At 35.5% G+C, this 23159-nt stretch carries 16 protein-coding genes and 1 tRNA gene; 7 read left to right on the top strand and 10 right to left on the bottom strand.

The window, feature by feature from the left end; all coding sequences use genetic code 11:
• Position 1: 1 nt before the first annotated feature.
• Together ACFSAV_RS05160 and ACFSAV_RS05155 are read left to right on the top strand one after the other, a co-directional pair.
• Entirely contained in the window at positions 2 to 427 is a 426-nt protein-coding gene (locus ACFSAV_RS05160) for a hypothetical protein (protein WP_324007129.1), read from the top strand.
• Complete coding sequence (locus ACFSAV_RS05155; protein WP_379097008.1) at positions 411 to 2183, top strand: DNA primase family protein; 1773 nt, start codon at positions 411 to 413, stop codon at positions 2181 to 2183. Before ACFSAV_RS05160 ends, ACFSAV_RS05155 begins: the two co-directional genes overlap by 17 nt.
• A gap of 174 nt (positions 2184 to 2357) precedes the next feature.
• On the opposite strand, the gene ACFSAV_RS05150 is transcribed toward ACFSAV_RS05155, so the two are convergent.
• A complete protein-coding gene (locus ACFSAV_RS05150; protein WP_379097005.1) occupies positions 2358 to 3569 on the bottom strand; it encodes a tyrosine-type recombinase/integrase in 1212 nt (403 codons plus the stop codon).
• A 190-nt stretch (positions 3570 to 3759) separates the two neighbouring features.
• Positions 3760 to 3836, bottom strand: a tRNA-Val gene (locus tag ACFSAV_RS05145).
• A gap of 247 nt (positions 3837 to 4083) precedes the next feature.
• Between ACFSAV_RS05145 and pyk the strand changes: the two genes are divergently transcribed.
• Positions 4084 to 5523, top strand: a complete 1440-nt coding sequence (gene pyk / locus ACFSAV_RS05140) for a pyruvate kinase (RefSeq protein WP_379097002.1) — start codon at positions 4084 to 4086, stop codon at positions 5521 to 5523.
• A 139-nt stretch (positions 5524 to 5662) separates the two neighbouring features.
• On the opposite strand, the gene ACFSAV_RS05135 is transcribed toward pyk, so the two are convergent.
• Both ACFSAV_RS05135 and ACFSAV_RS05130 read right to left on the bottom strand, forming a co-directional pair.
• Complete coding sequence (locus ACFSAV_RS05135; RefSeq protein ID WP_379097323.1) at positions 5663 to 6712, bottom strand: Gfo/Idh/MocA family oxidoreductase; 1050 nt, start codon at positions 6710 to 6712, stop codon at positions 5663 to 5665.
• Positions 6712 to 8106, bottom strand: coding sequence for an MATE family efflux transporter (locus ACFSAV_RS05130; RefSeq protein ID WP_101774986.1), 1395 nt, complete (start codon positions 8104 to 8106; stop codon positions 6712 to 6714). Before ACFSAV_RS05130 ends, ACFSAV_RS05135 begins: the two co-directional genes overlap by 1 nt.
• 55 nt (positions 8107 to 8161) lie before the next feature.
• On the opposite strand from ACFSAV_RS05130, the gene ACFSAV_RS05125 reads away from it, so the two are divergent.
• The gene (locus ACFSAV_RS05125) at positions 8162 to 8779 is read left to right on the top strand and encodes a riboflavin synthase subunit alpha (protein ID WP_101774987.1); all 618 of its coding nucleotides are present in this window, start codon (positions 8162 to 8164) and stop codon (positions 8777 to 8779) included.
• Between the two features lie 92 nt (positions 8780 to 8871).
• Here ACFSAV_RS05125 and dolP read toward each other — a convergent pair whose 3' ends face one another.
• The 4 genes from dolP to ACFSAV_RS05105 all read right to left on the bottom strand — a co-directional run bounded on the left by dolP (position 8872) and on the right by ACFSAV_RS05105 (position 12192).
• Positions 8872 to 9456, bottom strand: coding sequence for a division/outer membrane stress-associated lipid-binding lipoprotein (gene dolP, locus ACFSAV_RS05120; protein WP_379096997.1), 585 nt, complete (start codon positions 9454 to 9456; stop codon positions 8872 to 8874).
• A gap of 63 nt (positions 9457 to 9519) precedes the next feature.
• Positions 9520 to 10107, bottom strand: coding sequence for a D-sedoheptulose-7-phosphate isomerase (locus tag ACFSAV_RS05115; RefSeq protein WP_379096994.1), 588 nt, complete (start codon positions 10105 to 10107; stop codon positions 9520 to 9522).
• A 5-nt stretch (positions 10108 to 10112) separates the two neighbouring features.
• Positions 10113 to 10472 carry a YraN family protein gene (locus tag ACFSAV_RS05110; RefSeq protein WP_379096991.1) on the bottom strand — a complete coding sequence of 120 codons (360 nt, stop codon included), beginning with the start codon at positions 10470 to 10472 and terminating at the stop codon, positions 10113 to 10115.
• Between the two features lies 1 nt (position 10473).
• On the bottom strand, positions 10474 to 12192 hold the full coding sequence (locus tag ACFSAV_RS05105; protein WP_379096988.1) for a penicillin-binding protein activator: 1719 nt from the start codon (positions 12190 to 12192) through the stop codon (positions 10474 to 10476).
• A 76-nt stretch (positions 12193 to 12268) separates the two neighbouring features.
• Between ACFSAV_RS05105 and rsmI the strand changes: the two genes are divergently transcribed.
• The 3 genes from rsmI (at position 12269) to ACFSAV_RS05090 (ending at position 19065) form a co-directional block, all read left to right on the top strand.
• Positions 12269 to 13114, top strand: coding sequence for a 16S rRNA (cytidine(1402)-2'-O)-methyltransferase (rsmI, locus tag ACFSAV_RS05100; RefSeq protein ID WP_379096986.1), 846 nt, complete (start codon positions 12269 to 12271; stop codon positions 13112 to 13114).
• Between the two features lie 221 nt (positions 13115 to 13335).
• A complete protein-coding gene (locus ACFSAV_RS05095) occupies positions 13336 to 15174 on the top strand; it encodes a hypothetical protein (protein WP_379096983.1) in 1839 nt (612 codons plus the stop codon).
• A 105-nt stretch (positions 15175 to 15279) separates the two neighbouring features.
• Positions 15280 to 19065 carry an nSTAND1 domain-containing NTPase gene (locus tag ACFSAV_RS05090; protein WP_379096980.1) on the top strand — a complete coding sequence of 1262 codons (3786 nt, stop codon included), beginning with the start codon at positions 15280 to 15282 and terminating at the stop codon, positions 19063 to 19065.
• A gap of 55 nt (positions 19066 to 19120) precedes the next feature.
• Here ACFSAV_RS05090 and pbpC read toward each other — a convergent pair whose 3' ends face one another.
• Positions 19121 to 21469 carry a penicillin-binding protein 1C gene (gene pbpC, locus ACFSAV_RS05085; RefSeq protein ID WP_379096977.1) on the bottom strand — a complete coding sequence of 783 codons (2349 nt, stop codon included), beginning with the start codon at positions 21467 to 21469 and terminating at the stop codon, positions 19121 to 19123.
• A gap of 67 nt (positions 21470 to 21536) precedes the next feature.
• On the bottom strand, positions 21537 to 22940 hold the full coding sequence (gene asnS / locus ACFSAV_RS05080; RefSeq protein WP_379096974.1) for an asparagine--tRNA ligase: 1404 nt from the start codon (positions 22938 to 22940) through the stop codon (positions 21537 to 21539).
• Positions 22941 to 23159 lie beyond the last annotated feature (219 nt).

Raw genomic sequence — 23159 nt, 5'->3', positions numbered from 1 at the left:
AATGAATAAAGATTTAGATAAACCAATGGATTATTCAAAATGTAATCCGATAGAAATCAAAGCTATTTCTATTGCTTCTCAAAAACTAGGCTTAGAGTACCCTTATTTTGGTGAGGCACTTAATGTATTAGCCGAAGAGTTTAGCAAATTTCCTTTAGAATCACTTAATGGGTTAAAAATCCTCCATGATGAGTTAGGCACCATTAATAAACATTTACTCAAAATGGCACCAAAACCGCCCTCATTAGATCCCGAAGAAATGGTAAAAGTGCTTACTCATGATGAAATTATAGATGGCTTACTAAAACATGGTGTGATCAATTCACTTGTTAATACTTTTTTATATTTTCAAGAGAATATATCCATGCGCATTGCTGAATTAGAAAATGGCATTTCTACGGAGGGAGTGAATGAGCAAATTAATTAATGCACCACACTTAAAAGAGCAACCAAAAGATTTTATGAATGATTTGATTGTTCTAGTTGGTGAAAGTGCTTGGAACGCTTGGAATAAAGGCAAGGGCACCGAGTGGCTTTTACTTTGCCAAGCATTACAACATGACTCAAAGCAAAAGCCAGTGATTTTAGGGGAAACACAACTTAAAGAAATCAATCAGGTACGTATTGCCCCAATTGATCAACAATCAATAAAATTCATTCAATTTGGTGAGCTTTCTCAAGCCGAAATTACCGCACTTTGCTTAAACATCGCCAAAAATACCAAGGCGAAAATAGTTTTGCTATGCGATATGCTTGGACAGACAGTCGAAAACTTAAGCCAATATATTGAACGTTTAAGAAATGATAGTGCTACGGCAGAAATCATTAGCAAAGCAACAGAAAGCACACCAAAAATTAAGGAGAACGATCGCACCAATGAGAAAGCGAGAGCCTTTACCCAGTGGTTAGGGCTAGATCTTGCTTTACAGCGTGGTAGTCGTGAGATTTACCACTATGATAATCAGGCTTGGCATAAACTAGAGCTAGAGGATATCGAAGAAAAAGCGGTACATTTTTTTGATAAAAATGAACTAGGTTATAGTGATCGCACTATCAATAGTTTATTAAATACATTAAAAGCACAGTTACCAAGAATGGGCGATCAAGCTAATGAGTTTATTGCCTTTAACAATGGTGTATTAAACCGCAATACGCTAGCGTTTGAGCCACATAACCGCAATCACTGGTTAACGTCTTATATTCCTCATGATTATGATGAACACGCCCAAAATACCCCGCATTTTGATGATTGGTTATCTTTTGTGGCGAATGGTTGTGAAAAGAAACAGCGTAATATTTTAGCTGCACTTTATGCGATCTTAACCAATCGCTATAACTGGCAACTTTTCTTTGAGTTAACGGGGAAAGGTGGTAGCGGTAAATCTGTTTTTGCTCATATTGCGACATTATTAGCGGGTGAGCAAAATACCATATCCGCCAAGCTAGAAGATTTTGACAATGCGAAAGACTTAGAAGGCTTTGAGAATAAAACACTCATTCTTTGTCCTGAACAATCAAAATATGCGGGTGAGGGTGGTGGACTAAAAGCAATTAGTGGAGGTGATTTATTGCGGGTTAATCCAAAGCATAAAAAACCATTTTTCACCAAGATCACAGCTTTAATTATGCTGATCAATAATGAGCCTTGTCGGTTTACTGAACGTGCTGGAGGTGTTGATAGAAGAAGGGTTATTTTTGATTTTCAAAGGGTGGTACCTGATGAAAAGAAAGATCCAGACTTTATCAATAAAGTAACGTTAGAGGCGGGTGGAATTATCCGTAAAGTGTTAAATGCTTTTACTCAACCCGAAGAGGCGAAGAGAGCCCTTAATGATCAAATGAATAGTAAAGAAGCATTAGCGGTAAAAATGGAATCTGATGTTTTAACGGCATTCTTCAATTACTTTTTTACAAGTAGAACATTAGACGGGCTTTATATTGGTTCTCGAGCAATGGGAGATAATAGGATACAAACTCACCTTTACCCCGCTTATTTAGCTTATGCCGCAGCATACAATTTAAAAGAACTTGGTTTAAATAGTTTTGTTGCAGGTATTGAACAGGCAATAAAACAACATAGTAATGAGCATCCATTTAGAAAGCGTAGAAATAGCGAGGGAGTTAGAACAAATATTCATTTTAGAAATTTTAATGATTTCTTCACTGATGTAATAAAGAGATAGAAAATCCGAAAACAAAGGGGCTAGATAGCTCCTTTTCTTGTTTAAGCGATCACTTGTTATGACCACTTAAAATATGTATTCACACTATAATTAATTGATTTATAAATAAAAATGATGATTATGAAGAGGTGAGCACTATTTTTATAAATTTTTACGCACAGCATACTTTATTTGTTATTTAGGGGAGCATTTTTCTACATAGTCGCCCCAAAGTTGCATCACTGGTCGTCTTAATTCTATATACTTAGCCCTGTTATATGCTCGACTCGTTTTATCTCCTACTCGATGTGCTAAACAAGTTTCAGCTAATCTAAAATCCACGTTCTGATCTTCTAAATAGGTTCTACCGATAGAACGCAAACCATGCGAATCTTGTTTACCTTGGTAACCAATATCACGCAACGCTTTAGTAATAGTTTCCTTACTCATAGAACGATTAGGCAAGCTATAATGAGGGAAAACATATTTACACTCTCCGGTTATTGGTTTTAATTCCTGGAGAATAGCTATCATTTGGCTAGAAAGTGGTACAGTGTGATCAAATTGTCCTTGTCTCGTTTTCTTCATTTTTATAGCTGGAATAACCCATAACTTTTTATCAAAATCAATTTCAGACCATTCTACACTTACTGCTTCCGCTGGTCTTACCATAGATAGTAATTGCCAGCGGAATAATACTTTTGTTAAGTAATCCCTATTTGATTCCTGAAAATCTTTTAGTAGCGTTGCTAACTCTTTGTAGGAGATAGCCGGATGGTTTGTTTGTTCTTCTTTGTGATAAGCATCAGAGGCTTTTACACAGCTATTAAAGGGCAAAATCCCAATAGTGACAGCGTAATTTAAAATCTGATTGGTAAGGTTGATTATTCTATGAAGTGTATCGTTGAACCCTTGTTCATTAAGTGGTTTTACTGCATCAATTAAAATAGGTGAGGTAATTTGATCAATAGGATAATGCCCTAGAATTGGGAATAAATGGTTTTCTAGTCGTTTCCAATTTTTCTCCATTGTTAAAGGTTCGACTTCTTTGGCTCTTTTTTCTTTCCAGCGGTGAGCAATGTTTAAAACCGTATTGGTGTTTTCTGCTTGTTGTTTTAATTCTTGTTCTTGTTTGTGAATCTGTGGGTCAATGCCTTGTGCGAGTAGTGCTCTATATTCCTCACGTTTAGCACGAGCTTGAGCAATGGTTAAATTAGGATAAGCACCTAAGCTAAATTTAGCTCTCTTTTTGGTTATGGGTCTATAGTAGTTAAATTGCCAAGTTTTAACTCCACTAGGCATAATCAATAAGAATAAGCCGTTACCATCAGTTAAGGTATAAGGCTTATCTCTTGCTTTTGCTTTATCAACTTCTGTATTGGTGAGCGGTTTAGTTGTTCTGGCCATAAATATTCCCTTTATAGTAACTATGAAAAGATAGTATTTTTGCCGTAGTTACTAAGATAGTTACTAAAATAGCTGATTAAATACGTTTTAAGGCGTTTAGTTGTGAGGGGTAGAATATAAGAAAAATGCTGTTTTATCTAGTGTTTATAAGTCTTTTTGATGAGTTATGAGGGAGTGCGATAGGGGGAAATGGTGCGACTAGCTGGACTCGAACCAGTGACCCCCACCATGTCAAGGTGGTGCTCTAACCAACTGAGCTATAGTCGCATCGTGAAAATCGGGGTTATCATATAAGCTTTTAAAACATAAAACAAGAATTTTTTCTATTTTGCTTTTTGAGTGGTAAAAAAATAATCATCTCCTCTTTAACTAAAACGGGGAATTTCCAATTTGCGATCTCGATCTAATTTTATTTTCAGCGTATAATATTGCTCAGTTTTTTCTTGCAATCTTGATTTATGTAAAGAAAGCTAAGATCAATATTTTATAACTTATATCATTTACGGAGTAGGTAATGTTTAGAAGACTAAGAAGAACGAAGATTGTATGTACAATGGGACCGTCAACAGAGCGTGGTAATAACTTAGAAAAAATTATCATGGCTGGCGCTAACGTTGTTCGTATGAACTTTTCTCATGGCACACCAGAGGACCATATTGGTCGAGCTGAAAAAGTGCGTGAGATTGCAAAGAAACTGGGTAAAACAGTTGCTATTTTAGGTGACTTACAAGGTCCTAAAATCCGTGTTTCTACCTTCAAGGATGGTAAAATTTTCTTAAATATTGGTGATAAATTTGTTCTTGATGCTGACTTACCTAAAGGTGAGGGCACGCAAGAAGGCGTTGGTTTAGATTATAAAACTTTACCACAAGATGTTGTACCGGGTGATATTTTATTATTAGATGATGGTCGTGTTCAGTTAAAAGTATTATCTACTGAAGGTGCAAAAGTATTTACTGAGGTAACTGTTGGTGGTCCATTATCAAATAATAAAGGAATCAATAAGTTAGGTGGTGGTTTATCTGCTGATGCGTTAACTGAAAAAGATAAAAACGATATTTTATTAGCGGCTAAAATCGGTGTCGATTATTTAGCAGTTTCTTTCCCTCGTTCAAGTGCAGATTTAAATTATGCTCGTGAGTTAGCAAATGCAGCGGGATTAAATGCAAAAATTGTTGCTAAAGTAGAACGAGCTGAAACAGTTGTAGATACTGAAGCAATGGACGATATTATTCTTGCGTCAGATGTTATCATGGTTGCTCGTGGTGACTTAGGTGTTGAGATTGGTGATCCTGAGCTTGTTGGCGTACAGAAAAAATTAATTCGTCGTGCTCGTCAATTAAACCGTGTAGTGATTACTGCAACACAGATGATGGAATCAATGATTAGCAACCCAATGCCAACTCGTGCAGAAGTGATGGATGTAGCTAATGCAGTATTAGATGGTACAGACGCAGTAATGCTTTCAGCAGAAACAGCAGCAGGGCAGTATCCTGCAGAAACGGTTGCAACAATGGCAAAAGTTTGCTTAGGTGCTGAAAAAATGCCAAGTATTAATGTATCTCGCCATCGTATGAATGTTCAATTTGATTCCATTGAAGAATCTGTCGCGTTATCTGCAATGTATGCTGCAAACCATATGAAAGGCGTTGCGGCAATTATTGCAATGACACATACTGGTCGTACAGCGCTTCTTATGTCACGTATTAGTTCAGGTTTACCAATTTTTGCACTATCACGTAATCAGGATGCATTAAATCTCTGTGCGCTATATCGTGGTGTCACACCAGTTTATTTTGATGAAGTGAGTCGTAATTCAAAAGGTGCAGCCGCTGCGATCCAGTTATTAAAAGAGAAAGGCTTTTTAGTTGCTGGTGATTTAGTATTATTAACACAGGGTGATGAATTATTAGCAAGTGGTACAAATACTTGCCGTACATTAGTTGTTGAGTAATTAAATTGTGTTATAAAAAACGGTGCAGATAAAATTGTCTCACCGTTTTTTTATTGTCAACTAAAATCTACTTTTTTGAAAGCGGATTTTCGCTGTTAGTGTTAAAAACCTTATTTTTGCAAGGGTCGCTTTTACTACTTTAATTTAAGTTTATTGCTATTCTCTGACCTTTTTGAGCACTTTCGTAGGCTTTTTCAATCAACAATAATACTTGGTATGCTTGCTGTGCTGTTACTATCAGTTGTGCAGAGTTTGTTAGTGCGACATAGATGTTATCGTAGTAAGCTTGATAATTGCCTCGTTCAGATTCAATTTTTTTACGTATCACAGAACCATTTATTTCTGTGTGTAAAATTCCCCAATCTTGTTCTATCTCTTGATTCCAATTTCCTTTAGGTTTTATGCCTGCAATTAAAAGTGCTTCTTGATTATCTAGCTTGGGTTTTATATATGATCCTAATTTTCCTTGCAAGATGATGTGTGGCGCTTGTTCTCTTGCAAATTTAGTTGAAGACATCGTCACTTTTTTATCTGAGTAATAGAATGTAATTCTAAAACTATCGTCACTACCACTTTCAGAATTTTGTTTCGTAATATCGGCATAAAGTGCGGTCGGAATTCCAAATAAATCGATGACGTGATCAATAAGATGAACACCAAGATCATATACTAATCCTGTTCCTAATTCGCCTGTTTCCTTCCATGCTTTCTTATTTTTATATGGGCTAAAACGTTCATATCGAATTTCATACTCAACAATATCACCTAATAAATGATCTGCGATAAGTTTTTTCACCGTTAATGCACCATTATCCCAGCGACGATTTTGATAAACAGATAATATGACATTTTGCTTGTGAGCCAATTCATTTAGTACTTTTGCTTCTTGTGCAGTAATCGCCAGTGGTTTTTCAACGATGACATGTTTACTTGCTAGAATTGCTTTTTGGGCTAACTGATAATGTGTTTGATTTGGTGTTGTAATAATGACAAGATCAATGTCAGGCGTTAATAATGATTCAAAATCATGCACAACTTCTACATAAGGATAATCAATTTTTGCAAGTTCACTAGTCCGTTCAAATATTTTTTTTATTTGAAAGCGAGGATCGAGATCTAAAAATGGTGTATGAAATGTTTTAGCAGACATACCAAAGCCTGCAATGGCGACATTGATTATTTTTTCCATCATTTCAACTTCTCTAAATGAGTAAATAAAAGATTATCGGGTTGAGTGTGAATTTTGTACATTCTAAGCATTAATAGAACCGCAGCAATAGTTAAGCTCACAACGAAACCAATCCAAAAGCCTTCTGCGCCTAATGCAGGCATTAAAATATCAGTACGTGCTAATGTGTAGCCAATAGGCATGCCAACTACCCAATAGCAAAATAATGTAATATATAAAATCGCTTTGGTATCTTTATAACCACGTAATGCGCCACCAGCAACAACTTGTACTGTATCTGAGAATTGATAGAGCGCGGCAAGTAGTAATAAGGTTCCCGCCATTGCTATAACTTGAGCATCTTTGACGAAGATTTTAGCTATTTCGACACGGAAAATTACCGTTATAGTCGCTGTGATCATTGCAATTAATAAACCTACAATTAATGCAGAATAACATACTTTTTTAGCTTTATCCGCTGAACCTTCTCCTAGACGTTGACCAACTAGAATTGTGGCAGCCATGCCTAACGACATTGGTAACATAAATAAAAATGAACTGGTATTTAATGCAATTTGGTGACTTGCAACAATATCAGTACCTAGTGGGGAGAGTAATAACGCAGTTAAAGCAAATAACGCGACTTCACAAAAAAGTGCAACAGCAATAGGGAAGCCTAAATTGAGTAATTTTTTTAAAGTAGTGAAATCAGGTTTTTCAAAAATCTTGTCAAATACTTTTAAATCACGTTGATTACGTGCATTTTTACAATAGAGGATCATCAAAATACACATAAACCAATTTACGATAGCTGTAGCAATACCGCAACCAACGGCACCGAATGCAGGAATACCTAACTTTCCATAAATAAAAATATAATTGAGAGGAATATTTAATCCTAAGCCAAGAAACGTAATGACCATAGCGGGTTTAGTTTTAGCAATTCCATCATTTAAGCAACGAAAATTTATCATCAGTAAATAAGCAGGCAATCCCCATATCATCGCGTGTAAATAACCGATCGTGATACTTTTTAGATGTTCTTCAACTTGCATGTAGTCAAATACTAAGTTGCTGTAATAAATCAATAAACCTAAAGGTAAGCAACTAAATAAAATGATCCAGATACCTTGGCGAACTTGATGAGCGATTTGATCACGTTTTCCTGAACCATTGAGATAAGAAATAGTAGGGGGTAGGGCGAGCAATAAACCATGTCCAAAAAGGACTAAAGGAAACCAAATAGAAGCCCCAACTGAGATTGCAGCCATATCAGCAGAGCTGACACGTCCAGACATAATTGTATCAACTAATCCCATTGAATTTTGTGCAACTTGTGCCATAAGAATAGGTAATGCAATTAAAATTAGTTTTTTTGCTTCAACTTGATACGCATTAAAATCTATAAATTTCATAAAAATTCCGAGTTTGTTATAATAATTAGATATTTTGTTTAAAAGAGAGATGACTATGTTTACAGGTATTGTACAGGGAACTGCAAAAATTGTTTCTATTCAAGACAAGGCTAATTTTAGAACACAGACTGTGAAAATGCCACAAGAAATGCTAAAAGGATTAGAAATAGGTGCTTCAGTTGCTAATAATGGCGTTTGTTTAACTGTGACAGAAATTAAGCATGATCTGGTAAGTTTTGATTTAATGGCAGAAACATTACGTATTACAAATTTAGGCGAATTAGTTGTTGGTGATTTTGTTAATATTGAACGAGCTATACAAATGGGAGCTGAAATTGGTGGGCATATTTTATCGGGACATGTGTATTGCACTGCGGAAGTAAAAGACATCATCGCTTCAGAAAATAATTACCAAGTTTGGTTTGAGTTGCCTAATGTAGAGGTGATGAAGTATATTCTTACCAAAGGATTTATTGCGATTGATGGTATCAGTTTAACTATTGGTAAAGTAAAAGCGCAGCAGTTCTGTGTTAATCTTATCCCAGAAACTTTAACGCGTACTTTAATCGGACAACGTGAGTTAGGGGATAAAGTAAATATTGAGATAGATCCACAGACTCAAGCTATCGTTGATACCGTAGAGCGTTATTTAAGCTCTAAAACCATGTCATAGATGATTTCAGTAAAAATAAAGTGCGGTCAAAATTTTCAAAATTTGGACCGCACTTTTTGTTGAACTGTTAGCCTAATATAAGCAAGAATAGATTAATTTAAGTAATTGAATACTTTGACTACTTTTTTCACACCTGAAACATTACGAGCAACATCAGTTGCTGCATCTGCTTGAGCTTGTGTAACATTTCCCATCAGGAATACTTCGCCATTTTCGGTGATTACTTTGATATCAGTTGATTTTACACGTGAGTCTACTAACATTTTGGATTTAATTTCTGTTGTCGTGAAACCATCTTTAGCAATTTGTCCGAATGTAATTTGTGGTTGAATGCGAATTTGATTATAGACGTCATTTACACCTTCAACGCCTTTAGCCAAGCTAGTTGCAACTTCTGCTACATTGTCATTTGGTGCTTGACCGATTAACAAGATACGACCACTATAGGAAACGATGTTAATACGGGCTTCAGATTTTACTTGTGCATCTTTATAAATTGCGATACGTACTTTTTCTTCTAAAGTTTCATCATCAACTTGGGTTCCAACTGTTCTTGGATCTGTCGCTACTTTAGTTGCTACTGCGGCTGTACCCGCAATTGTTGCGGCAACACAACCTTGTAGCAAGAGAGTTGCGCCTAAAATTAAAGAGAGTTTTTTTAATGTTTTCATGTGCATGATAGTTCTCCTTTATTATTCATAGTTGCATTTAGTGTTCTTGAAATTAGCGTTATTGTCAAGCTATGAGTGAGAAAATAACGTGTGGTCAATAAGCTCACAAATAAGATTAACAATGAAGCAATGGCTTTCAATAATTCGACTTTCTTTTACCGCAGGAACAGAAATTTCAAGATCATTTTCAGTTAAAAAGCCTTGAATATGATCATTACCTGAGCCTGTGAGTACAATAACAATAATTCCTTTGTTTACTGCGCTATTAATCACGTTAGTAATTAAATCCTCATTGTGAGCTAAAGGAGAAAAGGCAACAAGAATATCACCTGTTTGCGCGATGGCATTGAATTGGCGCTGAAAAGCAGTATCAGTATTATTGTCCAGCATCATTGCTGCATTAATTGCATTATCAAGACTCAATAAGGTAGAAGGAAAGCTCGGACGAGCTAATTCATAACGATTAAGTAAATTTGCAACGAGCAATTGAGCGTTAATATAAGAACGACCATTAGCACAAGCAATAATTTTATTACCTCGAAGGAGACAATCTACAATGTGTTGAGTTGCCTGAGCAATATTATTGGGTAATAAGCTAGAAGCCGAAATGTGCGTTTGAATACTTTCAGTGTATAAATCTTTAAGTTTTTCTAACATAATGCTTAATCAAGAAAATTTATAATCCATTCAATATCTTGTGTAGTTTTACCGAAAGCAATAAGGTCAAAACGACAATCAGTATCTTCTAAACTACGATCTTGCTGAGCAAGCCATAAATTGGCTGCATTCAGCCATTTTTGTTGTTTCTGCCAATCAACACTTTCAATTGCGGAACCAAAACAGCAATTTTGGCGTTGACGGACTTCAATAAAAACAATAGTTTGTTGATCTAACATAATTAAATCAAGTTCGCCACATTTGAAAGATTGATTAGCTGCAATAAATTGCAGACCTTGAGATTCTAAAAAGAGGCGAGCTTGGTATTCAAATCTCGCCCCTTGTTGACGCTTTAATGAGAACATTTTAGTTTAATGGGATGATGCCGCCGCTTTGGTATTGGAACCAAGTCATGTCACGTTCAATATTACAGTTTGAGCCAGCACTTAACTTACCTGTTAAACCATCAATATTATAGCCTGGTACTTGGCGTAGCTCATTAAAGTGATTAATGAGCAACCATGCATCAGCGCCCATTGCATAAAGACGCATGAGTGAAAAATCACCTTTAGTGAGTTTTTCAATTTTTTTGTATTGTACTGATGTGACATCTTTAAAGAATGGAATGTCACTAAATTGTAACCCTTCCATTAATAAGCGATATTCAGGACCATTGTTAGCAGAGTTGCTACGTGAGCTAGCATATAATTTAGTTTGGCTACCGCTGTTATCAATGTTGGTTTTAATTTCTGCTAGTTGATCACTCATAGCAACAATGTAGATTCCTTGTGCGCTTTGATTCGCATTTTCTAGGCTATAAGTGATATCTGCAGCTTGAGCATAGAATTTAATATTAGCATCAGTTGCGGCGAGCTGTTGCCAGCGTACATTAAATGCTGATGCAGTACGGCGACCAAGATCGCTTTGTGGTACAAAGACTAATGGCATGCGAATACCATCTTTCCACATTTTATTTGCGGCGGATTCTGCTTCATCTTCAGGCGATAATCCGTAATAACATAATTGACCAATAGTACGTTCATTTGAAGTTGAGTTTAAAGTAAGCACATCTAGCCCTTGTACTAAGCTTGGGTTATTTAAAATTGTATCGACATTTTGCTTTAATAACGGACCAACAACGGTTTTAATACCTGCTTGCTTTACTTGATCAAGGATTTGTTCAATAGGCATTGTCATTGTATCAAATATTTGCACTTGTGCGCCTGCATTATCTTTAGAGGCATCAAATCCAGCTTTAATCGTATTTCCAATGAGTTGACCATTGCCGCTAAGCGGGAGTAATAAGGCAACTTGTGAAAAATTCGTTTGTTGGAAGTTAAATAAACTTTGTAATTCAGTTGGGAATAAATAAGCAGCAGAATGAGTTGGGTATGCGGTTTTCCATTGTTGAATTGCATAACTTAACTGAGCTGGACTATTTAGGTTGTCATTGTATGCACGTGTTAATGCTAGCCAACCACCTAATGCTACATCACCATCTGCAGAAGCATTGTTAATGACACCACGATTGGCATTACGTAATAAAGCCCAAGTGCGGTCAATATTTGCTTGTTTGCGTGCTATGTCAGATAAATATTGATCTATTTTAATTCGGGCTTTAACAGCTTCTATAGCATCATAACGATTTTCTGCAATTCGTGCGGTAATCTCATAATAGCGCGTCATTTGTGAACTACTTAATTTTGTTACATTGATCAGTTTCAATTGATTTTCAGCTACTGTATTTTGTTGTTTAACGGCTGAAATATGCGCATCGATGATGGATTTATCTAATAATTGCTCATCAGTTAAATCTTTTAATTCAGCGAGCAGTGCTTGTGCTTGTGGTAATTTATTTTCTGTAATTAATACACGTGCAGCTAAGAGTTTATAGGTTTGTTGTTCTTCAACGTTTTGTGCCTGATACATTTTATTCATATAAAAGTCAGAGCTTGCATTGGCATCACCTTTTAAGGCACTTGTTAAGCCAGTATTAAATAATGTGGTACAGCTGGCAAGAAAAAGAGTAAAGAAAAAAGGCATTAATCGATTTTTTAAATTAATGTGTTGTAATAGAATAGTCATGATTACTCCGTTTGTTAACAACAATAGAACGATCTTACTTATCTCACTCATTAAAAGCAAATAAAAGAAGTCTCAAATGAATAATTTAACAGGAATTTTATATATTGTCGCCACGCCGATTGGTAATTTACAAGATATTACACAGCGAGCGTTAGACGTCTTTTCTCAAGTAGATTTAATTGCTGCTGAAGATACTCGGCATAGTGGTTTGTTGTTGAGTCATTATGGAATTAAAAAACCTTTCTTTGCGTTACATGATCATAATGAACAACAAAAAGCGCATCTTTTAGTAGAGAAGTTGCAACAAGGATGCCATATTGCATTGGTTTCTGATGCGGGTACACCTTTGATTAGTGATCCAGGGTTTCACTTAGTGCGTCAATGCCGCCAAGCTGGAATTAAAGTTGTACCGCTTCCTGGTGCTTGTGCCGCAATTACTGCACTTTGTGCATCAGGTATTGCTTCAGATCGATTTTGCTTTGAAGGTTTTTTACCCGCTAAAACGAAAGCAAGATGTGATAAATTGCAAAATTTAGTCGAAGAAGAACGCACTTTGATTTTTTATGAATCTACTCATCGTATTTTAGACACGTTAGCCGATATGGAAAAAGTCTTTGGTGCAGGGCGTTATGTAGTGTTGGCGCGTGAAATAACAAAAACTTGGGAAACTATTGTTGGTGATAATGTTGTTAATTTGCGTCAATGGCTACAAGAAGATTTGAATAGGATAAAAGGTGAAATAGTATTAGTTATTGAAGGCAAATTAAAAACGGCAGTGGAGGAGATAAATCCTCAAGCGATTAAAGCCCTTAAATTAATTAGCCAAGAATTACCATTAAAGAAAGCAGCAGCTATTGTTGCAGAATTATATAATTGTAAAAAGAATTTTTTATATGAATATGGACTAAACCATTTTGATTAGTTTTTAAACTATAAAAGTGGTCATATTTAGTTATTGAATATGATCATTTTTTTATTTAACTAAATAAATCTATTTCTACTAATAAATTGTTTGTCTTTTATTCTTATTTTTGATTATAATCGCGTCCCTAGTTTTTATATGGGTATTTCTTAGTGCTCATTTAGTTCATTAGTCACTAGTTTTCATTTCCAATATAAAGTAATTTAAAATAAACGGATATGATGAATCAATTACATCGTAGAGCTCAAAATAAAGGCTATACTATTTATTTCCTCTTGAGTATTTTTTTCTGTCTCGGTTTATGGGGTTATAGTGAACAGCATCTCTCATTTATAGATGCGTTGTATAGCAATATTAAATTGATTGTTATTAATGGGGAAGAACATGCACCAAATTGGCAAATAGAATTAGCACGTTTTGCTTTGCCGTTATTCACAATTGGGGCTGTAGTCAAATTATTTGTGCAAGTGATTGGACAAAAAATAACATTTCTTAGTTTAAAGCTGTTTCCTCCACACATGGTTGTATTTAGTACAACGAAACTCGCTTTCGTTTCAAGTATTTTGGCCAATCGTCCAGGTAAAAAGCTGTTTGTTGATATTTCCAAAGAAGGGATAGCTTATTATGGTGAGTTACCTGATCGGAATTATAAATTATTACATTTACCTGAGTTATCTTTTGAGCAACTAAATAGTTTAAATTTAAAATCAGCAGAAACGATTTATTTAGTTGCCCTACAGGATGAAACAAATATTGCATTAGCACAATCTATCATTCCACTATTAAATCGTACTAACAGTAAACCACGTTTGTTGATTAATGTAGCGAATCGATTGATATCACGTATTGCTAATCAAGAACACATTTTTGAACAGTATCGTAGCGAGAAGGGGGAAATTGTATGGGGGAATGCTATTCATAGTGCGGCGCGTTTACTCTTACAAAAACGCCCCCCATTACGTGAAAGTTCATTATCGACTAATGGTATACTACATATCGGTATTGTCGGTTTTACACGGCTTACCGGTCAATTAATTTTGAACATCATGCGTAATTGCGTCTATTTAAATATTCATCAGATTTATTTAAGTATTTTTAGTCAACATCCTGAAGCTTATGAACAGTTTTTACAGGAAAATCCGCTTCTATTGAAAGAAAATCAGCGTAAACAAATTTATGGTGGCGGTGGGTTTCCATTAGAAGCAAATCACTATGTATGTCGTGAGACACATATTTCTCCAGCTTTACTTACTGATGTAATAGCGAAATATGGTGAATTTAATCACATTTATGTGACAGACGATATAGATTACATGGTATTGGAAGCTTGTTACAAAATTCGTCAAAGTTTGACCGCACTTCAAGTACCAGCTTATCTTACAGCTTGTTTATTTGAAAAAGATTTGGCTTATGTAGAAAAGTTAAATTTGGTAGCTCAAGCTAATAAAGTAGAAAATCAGGATATTTATTACTTTTCGATGATTCAAAGTAGTATTAATTATCCTTATGAAGAAGCACATGATGTATTGTCATTAATCATTCATACGGCCTATCAAGCCGTTCATAGCCGTGCTTTTCCTTCAATAAAATCTGTAGAATTTGGACCTCAATTTGCTAGTGCATTTTTAGAACATATTGATTCAGCAAACAAAGATTGGCGTGAGTCTTTACAGGAAGGATTTCGCCATTCAAATCGCTGTGCCGCTGATCATTTATTTATCAAATTAAGAGAACTTGGTTTTGAATTAGTACACCAGAAAGAGTGTGGTTCGCAAGATTTATTGATTGCAGAGTTGCATTATGCAATTCAGCAACATCTTACCTCATTGCTACGATTAGAACATCAACGTTTTTACCAAGAACGTTTAACTGATGGCTGGCTTTATGCTAAACAGAATGATGAAAGGCAACAGCTGAACTGTAGTTTAGTTCCATTTGAGCAGATTTCTGAGTTAGAAAAACATAAAGATGAATGTATGTTGCGTTTAATTCCTTTTATTTTGGCGCAACCAATGGTGCGGCAACACTATCAACTCAAAAAGCTTAAACAAGCTAGCTAATATTAATATTAGCTCATATATTTAATTTCATAATATAGCTTTAAAACGAAATAACTGTTTGTGCTATTTAATAGGATATTACATTTTGTATAAGGAAATTTAACAATGACTCAATTGTTTATTAGCCATTCTAGTGTAGATAATGCTGAATCTATTGCTTTATATAATTGGCTAGGTGAACTAGGTTGGTCTTTATTTTTAGATTTAGATCCAAATAATGGTATTCAAGTTGGAGAAGAATGGCGTAAAAAGCTGGGTAATTCGATCAGTGAATGTGAAGGTATGATATTACTTATTTCTGATAATTGGCTTGTCTCTTCACATTGTTTCTCTGAATATCAGATGGCTGTGGCATTAAGTAAACCTATTTTTCCTTTAATCATTAAATCGCCTAAACATCGTATTCCACATACTATTTTAGATAAATGGAATATCGGAAATCTTGAGATAGGTCATCCAAGAGTACATATTCCAGTGTTGTTACCATCTGGTCAATCAAGCATGGTCTCTTTTAGTCAAATTGGCTTGAATAGTTTAAAACGGGGCTTAACTTATGCGGGATTACATCCAGATTTCTTCCAATGGCCACCTTTATCACGTTATAACAATCCGCCTAGTCCGTATAAAGGATTAAAGCCACTTGAATTTGAAGACGCTGGGCTTTTATTTGGGCGAGATGGCGCAATTAAAGCATTACTGTTGGAATTACAACGTTTACGTAAAACAACGAAAACACGTTTTGTTGCAATACAAGGAGCTTCTGGTTCAGGAAAATCTTCTTTTTTACGTGCAGGTATTTTGCCTCGACTAGCACGTTTACAACAGCAATTTTTAGTTTTGCCACTTATTCGTCCAAATCAATTAGTATTAAGTGGTGAAAAAGGGCTAATTGAAGCATTGTTTCAACTTTGTAAAATGCTTGATATTCGGCGTACTAAGCAATCGATTGTAGCAATGGTTATGACACCAACATTACGTATTGCTTTAAAAGAGTTTTTACTTTGTATTCTGAGAAAAGCAAGAGGTTCATTAGAGTTCCAGCAAAATTCAGAATTACCTACTTTAATTATTTCAGTTGATCAGGCAGAAGAGTTATTTACTTCTTATAATGAAGAAACAAATCAATTTTTACAATTGATCGCAGAGCTAATTCATTGTGACGAACTGGATGTGATGGTGTTATCTACTATTCGTACTGATGCGTACGCTTCTTTACAGGTTGCAGAAAAATTAGAAGGAATTGATCAATATCCGTTTTCTTTACCACCTATTGCAAAAGGTGCTTATCAGCAAATTATTGAAGGACCAGCAAAGCTTTTAGAAAAAACACAAAAACCACTTTGGATTGATCCCCTATTAACTGACAGATTGTTAAAAGATTTAGAACAAGATGGAGGTAAAGATGCTTTACCTTTATTAGCCTTTACTTTAGAACGTTTATATTTAGATTATGGTCATGATGGAAAGCTAGAGCTAAAAGAATATTTGACTTTTCAAGATGAAAATACACAACAGCATTCAGGATTAGGTGGACTGCAAGGGGCTGTTTCGATTGCTATTGATGAAGCATTAACAAAAGCGCAGCAAGATCCTCGTTTACCTAAAAACCATAACGAGCGTATTATGCTGTTACGTCGAGCCGTGATTCCTTATCTTGCCAGTATTGATGTAAAAACACACCAACCGCACCGTAAAGTCGCTCATTATGCTGATTTTCCAGAAGATGTACGCCCAATTATTGATTGCTTAGTTGAAAGTCGTTTATTGACAAAAGATTATAATGTGCAATTTTTAGATAATAAGCGTAAACACAATACTGAGCGGGGGATTACAGTTGAGTTTGCTCATGAAAGTATTTTGCGTCAATGGCGTTTACTTTCGGACTGGCTAAAAGAAGATATTGCAGATTTATTTTTGTTAGAAATGTTACAGGCTGAAACTGTCGTTTGGCTGCGTACTCAAAAACATACTGAATGGTTACGTTTAAACGGTTGTCGTTTGCAAGAAATGGATCGCTTAGAGAAAGGAAAATTTAAAGCTTATATTACACCAGTACAACGAGAATATTTAGATTGTTGTCGTGAACAAGAACAGTTGCAACAAGTCAATGAATTAAAAAAAGCCAGAGCACTTATTACGGCAAGATCACTTGCTTTAAAACGGGTAAAAATGAGTTTAGGTATTTCTTCTCTCTTGTTAGTGTTATCTATTGGTGTTGGCTGCTTTGCATTTGAGAAAAAACAAGAAGCAGAGCAACAAACCTTGAAATATCAAATGGAGTTAAAAAGATCAGAAACGTTATTAAGTGAGATTGGTACTGCAGTACGTTTTCTCAACTTTGATGTACGTAATGTACTAGAGCAATATGTACCTGCTACAAAGCAAGCTGTTGTTTATCAACAGATTGAAAAACTTATCCAAAATTTAGAACAGAACTCTTATTATAAAGAGTTAAGACAAATTGCTATGGCTTACGTTAATCAGGGAAATCACGCACTAGAATTGGGGGATGTTGATAAAGCAAGCTTTTATTATCAACGTGCATTTGACGAATTTCAGTATTTAGTAAATAAAACACCAAATGATGTAAACGCTCAGTATGATTTAGGTATTGCTTATGAAAACTTAGGCTATCTTGCTGAAATTCAACAAGATTTAAATAAAGCGGAAGCAAATTACCAAATTACTTTTGAAATCAGGCAGAAATTGGCAAAAAAGAATCCATCAGGTTTTGATGTGCAACGTGGTTTAAGTAATATATATAAAAAATTAGGTGACATTAGTCGGCTGAAGAATCAATTTGAGCAATCTTTAGCTTATTATCTAGATGCTTTTAGTATCGATCAGGATATTTATCGAAAGACGCCTAATAATTATGATACACAAAGGGAATTGAGCCTTTCTTATCATAATTTGGGTAATTTAATGCAAACCCAACATCAATATATTCAAGCATTTAATTATTACCAACAAGAGCTTGCTATCATTGAAAAATTAGTTGAACGCGATCCAACTAACCAGCAAGTTTTACAAGATTTAAGTTTGACCTATAAGCATTTAGGAGATATTAAATTAGCTGAAAATAAACAAAAAGAAGCATTATCGTATTATCAAAGAGTGTTAAATATTGATAAAAAACAGATTGTTCAAGATCCTGATAATTTACAAATTCAACATAGTTTAGCATCTTCATATGAAAAAATAGGTAATATTTTTCGTTCGCAGAAACAATTTGAGCAAGCACTTTTGCATTACAAAGAAGCGTTTATAATTTTTCAAAAGTTAGGTAATAAATATCCAAATCATCGCCAAAATCGACGACATTTAGGTATGTCTTATGCTAAGTTAGGTAGTGTTGCTCTTAGCCAGGATAGAATAGAGCAAGCTTCTGATTACTATCAGCAAGCATTTGGTATTTTTGAACAGCTGTCAGAAGAAAGACCAAATAATCAGCAAATACAGCGTATTTTAGCCATTTTGTATTATAAATTGGGTGAGGTTGCGCAAGCAGAAGGTGATTTTGCTCAGGCAGTTCAGCATTACCAAGCAGGCTTTATAATTATGCATAAACTTTATTTAAATTCTCCTAACAACCTTTGTATACAAGCCGATTTAGCGCGAGGTTATGAGAAATTAGGTGACCTTGCACATTTGCAGCAGAATTATACACAAAGCCGTTATTACTACCAGCAAGCGTTAGAACTTGAACAAGTGTTATTAACAACACAGCCAGAGAATTATCGCTTGTTTCATAGAACGGCAAGAGTACACCAAAAATTGGGAGAAATTTCACATTATTTTGGTGATCTAAAACAGAGTGCATTCCATAATATGCAACATAGCATGCTAAAAGGTATATGGGAAATGAAGTCAGTAACAAAAAAGAAATGAGTAATACGTACTACTATGTAACATATACTAGTAGTTGCTGAAGTGCGGTCTGTTTTTAAAAAGTTTTGATTTTTACTTTAATTTGTACTGAGCCAACTCGGCCTTGATCGTCGATGGCAGAAATAGTATAGCTGCCAGTTGACTGAGGCTGCCAGAAGACGGGCTGATTTGGTGCGGCTTCGCTAATAAAGACATTGTCTACAAACCAAAATATGCTATCAACATTAGCCGTAACTGTAGCGGAAAGTGTTAATGGTTCCTCTTGCTCATTGTGTGAAACGTAGTAATCACGATTTGCTAAAGGCGAAATGATTTGAGGATTATTTTGATATAAATATTGTAAGGCTTGATTTTGCTGTTCATAAGGGCAGGCGGGATTAATGATTGGGCTGCGTTTCATAACGCCTGCTTGTGCAAATAATTGTTGAAAATCACTTGACCACATTTCATAGATTTTTTGTTCTGTTTCCGATCCTGAATAAGGTTGGCAAGCCAACATGTCGGTATTTTTTAATACGGTAAATGGTTGGTAAAGTTGGCTAACGGTAATAGGTGATTTACCTGGAATAAAAAGGGTCTTTACTTGTTGCTGGCAATATTGATTAGGTAGATTACCATCGGCTTGACAGACTAGCACTTCTTTTAAACTTGTTCCCTCTGTGACAATGTCACGCATTTGTGGTTCATTAGCAATAATACTATCTGCAAGTTGTAAAAAGAGAGGTGTAGCTAAACTACGTCCAACTAAATGTGGATTACTTTTATTATTGAAGTTTCCAAGCCATACAATCAAAGTATATCGTCCAAAGTAGCCAGCCGTCCATGCATCGCGTAAACCATTAGATGTGCCTGTTTTCCAATAAAGAGGCAAATTTGATTTAATTGATTTATTTTGTACATCTGTACGGACATTTTGGCGTAAAATATCATGAATCATTACCGCACTTTCTTTACTTAATAATTGCTTGCTGAGCGGTAATTTTTCTGCTTTAAGTGATTTTAACGGCGACCATACGCCTTGATTTGCCAACATCGCATATAGACTTGCTAATTGCTGAGCATTCAGCTCTGCTCCGCCTAAAACTAAAGATAAACCATAATGTGACTTGTTTTTAGCTAATGTGATATTTGCTTGCTGTAAAAAATCATATAAATCAGGTGAAAGTCGACTAGCCATCTCAATAGCTGGAATATTTCGACTTTGTAGCAATGCTTGCGTCACGCTAATAGGACCTAAAAAATTGCCTTCGTAATTTTCAGGTTGATACTCAGCAAACGTAGTCGGTAAATCTTTTAAAATAGTTCGGCTATGGGCCAGCCCTTGATCAAAGGCGAGCGCATAAATGAATGGTTTTAATGTCGACCCATAAGAACGCCGAGCTAGAGTGCCATTGATTTGACCTGAAATAGCTTGTTCGAAATAATTACCTGAACCAACTAACGCTTTAATTTCCATCGTGTCATTATCGACTAATAACACTGAAGCATTATTAATACCATGTCGATGTTGCTGTGATAAATAACGATGAGTAATACGTTCAACTAAGCGTTGTTGATGACTGTTTAAGGTACTAATAAGCTCAGATTTATCAGGATATTGTTGTAACAATTGATCGACAAAGTGCGGTGCAAAAAATGGCAATTTTTCTAAAGGGCGTAAAGCATAATTGAGCTGGAAATCAGTTTGCCATTTTTTATCTTCAGGATGGGTTACTAGCCAGCGTTGATAAAGCTGATTACGTGCTTTGAATAAAGCGGGATTGAGTTGAGCATTATTTTGGCGAATATAAGCATTCGGATTTTTGGGCAGAATAGCTAATGTCATCGCTTCTGCTAAGTTAATTTGACTATTTGCTTTATTAAAATAAATCAGACTTGCCGTACCTGCGCCTTCAATATTGCGACCATAAGGTGCAAAATTAAAGTAAGCCTCGAGAATTTCTTTTTTAGAATAGCGAATTTCCAGTTGAATAGCGCGCAATATTTGCTCAGTTTTCCCCCATAATGTACGGCTATCAATCTGCCATAAAACACGAGCAAGTTGCATAGTTATCGTAGAACCGCCTTGTGGTGAATTGCGCAAAACATAAGTTTGCCATGCTCCACGTATTAAGCCGTAGGGATTCACACCAAAATGCCAATAGAACCATTCGTCTTCTTGAAATAAAACTGCATCGACTAATTTGGGGGAAATTTGCTCAAGGGGGATCCATAAACGATAACGTTCATCTTTGGCAGTAGTTAGACGCAGTAAATTGTTGTGCTCATCATATACTGCAGTAGAGTAAGGAAAATGATCTTTCAGAGATGAGTAGGGAAGGGAACGAATGATAGCGATAAAGCAGCCCAGCAAAAGTACAGTTGAAAATAACACAAAAATGCTTTTTTTACTCAGAGCGTTCATTTTACTTACCTAAAAAATTCCCCTTATCTTGCAATAAGGGGAAAATAATTTCAATGATATTAATTCATTAGAAGTTTGCATTACGTGGTGCGCGTGGGAATGGAATCACATCACGAATATTTTGCACACCAGTTACATATACAATTAAACGTTCAAAACCTAAACCAAAACCTGAATGTGGAACTGTACCATAACGACGTAAGTCACGATACCACCAGTAATCTTCAGGATTTAGACCCATTTCAACCATACGTTGATCTAATACAGCTAAACGCTCTTCACGTTGTGAACCACCAATAATTTCACCAATTCCTGGGGCTAAAACGTCCATAGCTGCAACAGTTTTACCATCATCATTTAAACGCATATAAAACGCTTTGATGTCTTTTGGATAGTTTTTCACAACCACTGGGGATTTGAAATATTCTTCAGCAAGGTAACGTTCATGTTCAGAAGATAAATCGATCCCCCAAGAAACTGGAAATTCAAATTTCTTACCTGATTGTAATAACACATCAATTGCATCAGTATAATCAATTTGCGCAAAGTCAGAGCTGACGAAATTTTCTAAACGGCTAATAACATCTTTATCAACATGTTTTTCAAAGAATTTTAAGTCATCTTTTCGTTCTTCTAATACAGCTCGGAAAACATATTTCAACATATCTTCGGCTAATTTTGCATTATCTGCTAAAGTGGCAAAGGCAATTTCAGGCTCAACCATCCAAAATTCAGCTAAATGGCGCGTAGTATTTGAGTTTTCTGCGCGGAATGTTGGACCAAAGGTATAGATTTTGCTTAATGCGCAAGCATAAGTTTCACCGTTTAGTTGACCAGAAACGGTTAAGAATGATTCTTTACCAAAGAAATCTTGCGAAAAATCGACCGCACCTTGCTCATTACGCGGTAAATTTTCTAAATCTAAAGTAGAAACGCGAAACATTTCTCCTGCCCCTTCGGTGTCTGACGCAGTAATTAATGGTGTCGCAACCCAATAGAAACCTTGTTCGTGGAAGAAGCGATGAATAGCCTGCGCTAAACAGTGACGAATGCGCGCAATTGCACCAATAATATTTGTACGTGGGCGTAAATGGGCAACTTCGCGTAAATATTCAATAGAATGGCGTTTAGCTGCCATTGGATAAGTTTCAGGATCTTCGACCCAACCTGAAATTTCAACTTTACTTGCTTGTAACTCAACTGCTTGACCTTCAGCAGGCGATTCGACTACAGTTCCAGTGACGATAACAGAGCAACCTGTAGTCAGTCGTAAGACTTCAGAGGTATAATTTTCAATATCATTATTAACAATAGCTTGGATTGGATCGAAGCAAGAACCGTCGTAAATGGATAAGAAAGAAAGCCCTGCTTTTGAATCACGGCGAGTACGAATCCAACCGCGGATAGTCACTTGTTCGCCAATCGCAATTTTACCTTGTAACACATCAACAATAGATGCAATTTTAGTCATATAAAAACCTCTGTTTTCAACAAGTTTTGTAAAGAAATAAACCGATATAGTTTACCTTAACTTATGCAAATTGCCAAAATCTATTAAAAGTTTTGTTTTTGTGAAATAAGCCTCATTATTGATTTAAACCGCTTGTTTTTATTACCATAACTGGTATAAGTAAACAATTTATTATTTCTTATTTTTATTAGAATCCTCCGCATTAACATGCAACAGAAT

The organism is Pasteurella oralis (assembly GCF_042681465.1).
GTDB classification, from domain to species: Bacteria; Pseudomonadota; Gammaproteobacteria; order Enterobacterales; family Pasteurellaceae; genus Pasteurella; species Pasteurella oralis.
This window is presented reverse-complemented; position numbering and strand designations above follow the sequence as displayed.

Coding starts and splice junctions, on each gene's coding strand:
- ACFSAV_RS05110 (WP_379096991.1), bottom strand. CDS start 10,472: ATGTTCTCATTAAAGCGTCAACAAGGGGCGAGATTTGAATACCAAGCT.
- ACFSAV_RS05160 (WP_324007129.1), top strand. CDS start 2: ATGAATAAAGATTTAGATAAACCAATGGATTATTCAAAATGTAATCCG.
- ACFSAV_RS05130 (WP_101774986.1), bottom strand. CDS start 8,106: ATGAAATTTATAGATTTTAATGCGTATCAAGTTGAAGCAAAAAAACTA.
- rsmI (WP_379096986.1), top strand. CDS start 12,269: ATGAATAATTTAACAGGAATTTTATATATTGTCGCCACGCCGATTGGT.
- pyk (WP_379097002.1), top strand. CDS start 4,084: ATGTTTAGAAGACTAAGAAGAACGAAGATTGTATGTACAATGGGACCG.
- ACFSAV_RS05095 (WP_379096983.1), top strand. CDS start 13,336: ATGAATCAATTACATCGTAGAGCTCAAAATAAAGGCTATACTATTTAT.
- ACFSAV_RS05155 (WP_379097008.1), top strand. CDS start 411: ATGAGCAAATTAATTAATGCACCACACTTAAAAGAGCAACCAAAAGAT.
- ACFSAV_RS05090 (WP_379096980.1), top strand. CDS start 15,280: ATGACTCAATTGTTTATTAGCCATTCTAGTGTAGATAATGCTGAATCT.
- asnS (WP_379096974.1), bottom strand. CDS start 22,940: ATGACTAAAATTGCATCTATTGTTGATGTGTTACAAGGTAAAATTGCG.
- ACFSAV_RS05135 (WP_379097323.1), bottom strand. CDS start 6,712: ATGGAAAAAATAATCAATGTCGCCATTGCAGGCTTTGGTATGTCTGCT.
- ACFSAV_RS05150 (WP_379097005.1), bottom strand. CDS start 3,569: ATGGCCAGAACAACTAAACCGCTCACCAATACAGAAGTTGATAAAGCA.
- ACFSAV_RS05115 (WP_379096994.1), bottom strand. CDS start 10,107: ATGTTAGAAAAACTTAAAGATTTATACACTGAAAGTATTCAAACGCAC.
- pbpC (WP_379096977.1), bottom strand. CDS start 21,469: ATGAACGCTCTGAGTAAAAAAAGCATTTTTGTGTTATTTTCAACTGTA.
- ACFSAV_RS05105 (WP_379096988.1), bottom strand. CDS start 12,192: ATGACTATTCTATTACAACACATTAATTTAAAAAATCGATTAATGCCT.
- dolP (WP_379096997.1), bottom strand. CDS start 9,456: ATGCACATGAAAACATTAAAAAAACTCTCTTTAATTTTAGGCGCAACT.
- ACFSAV_RS05125 (WP_101774987.1), top strand. CDS start 8,162: ATGTTTACAGGTATTGTACAGGGAACTGCAAAAATTGTTTCTATTCAA.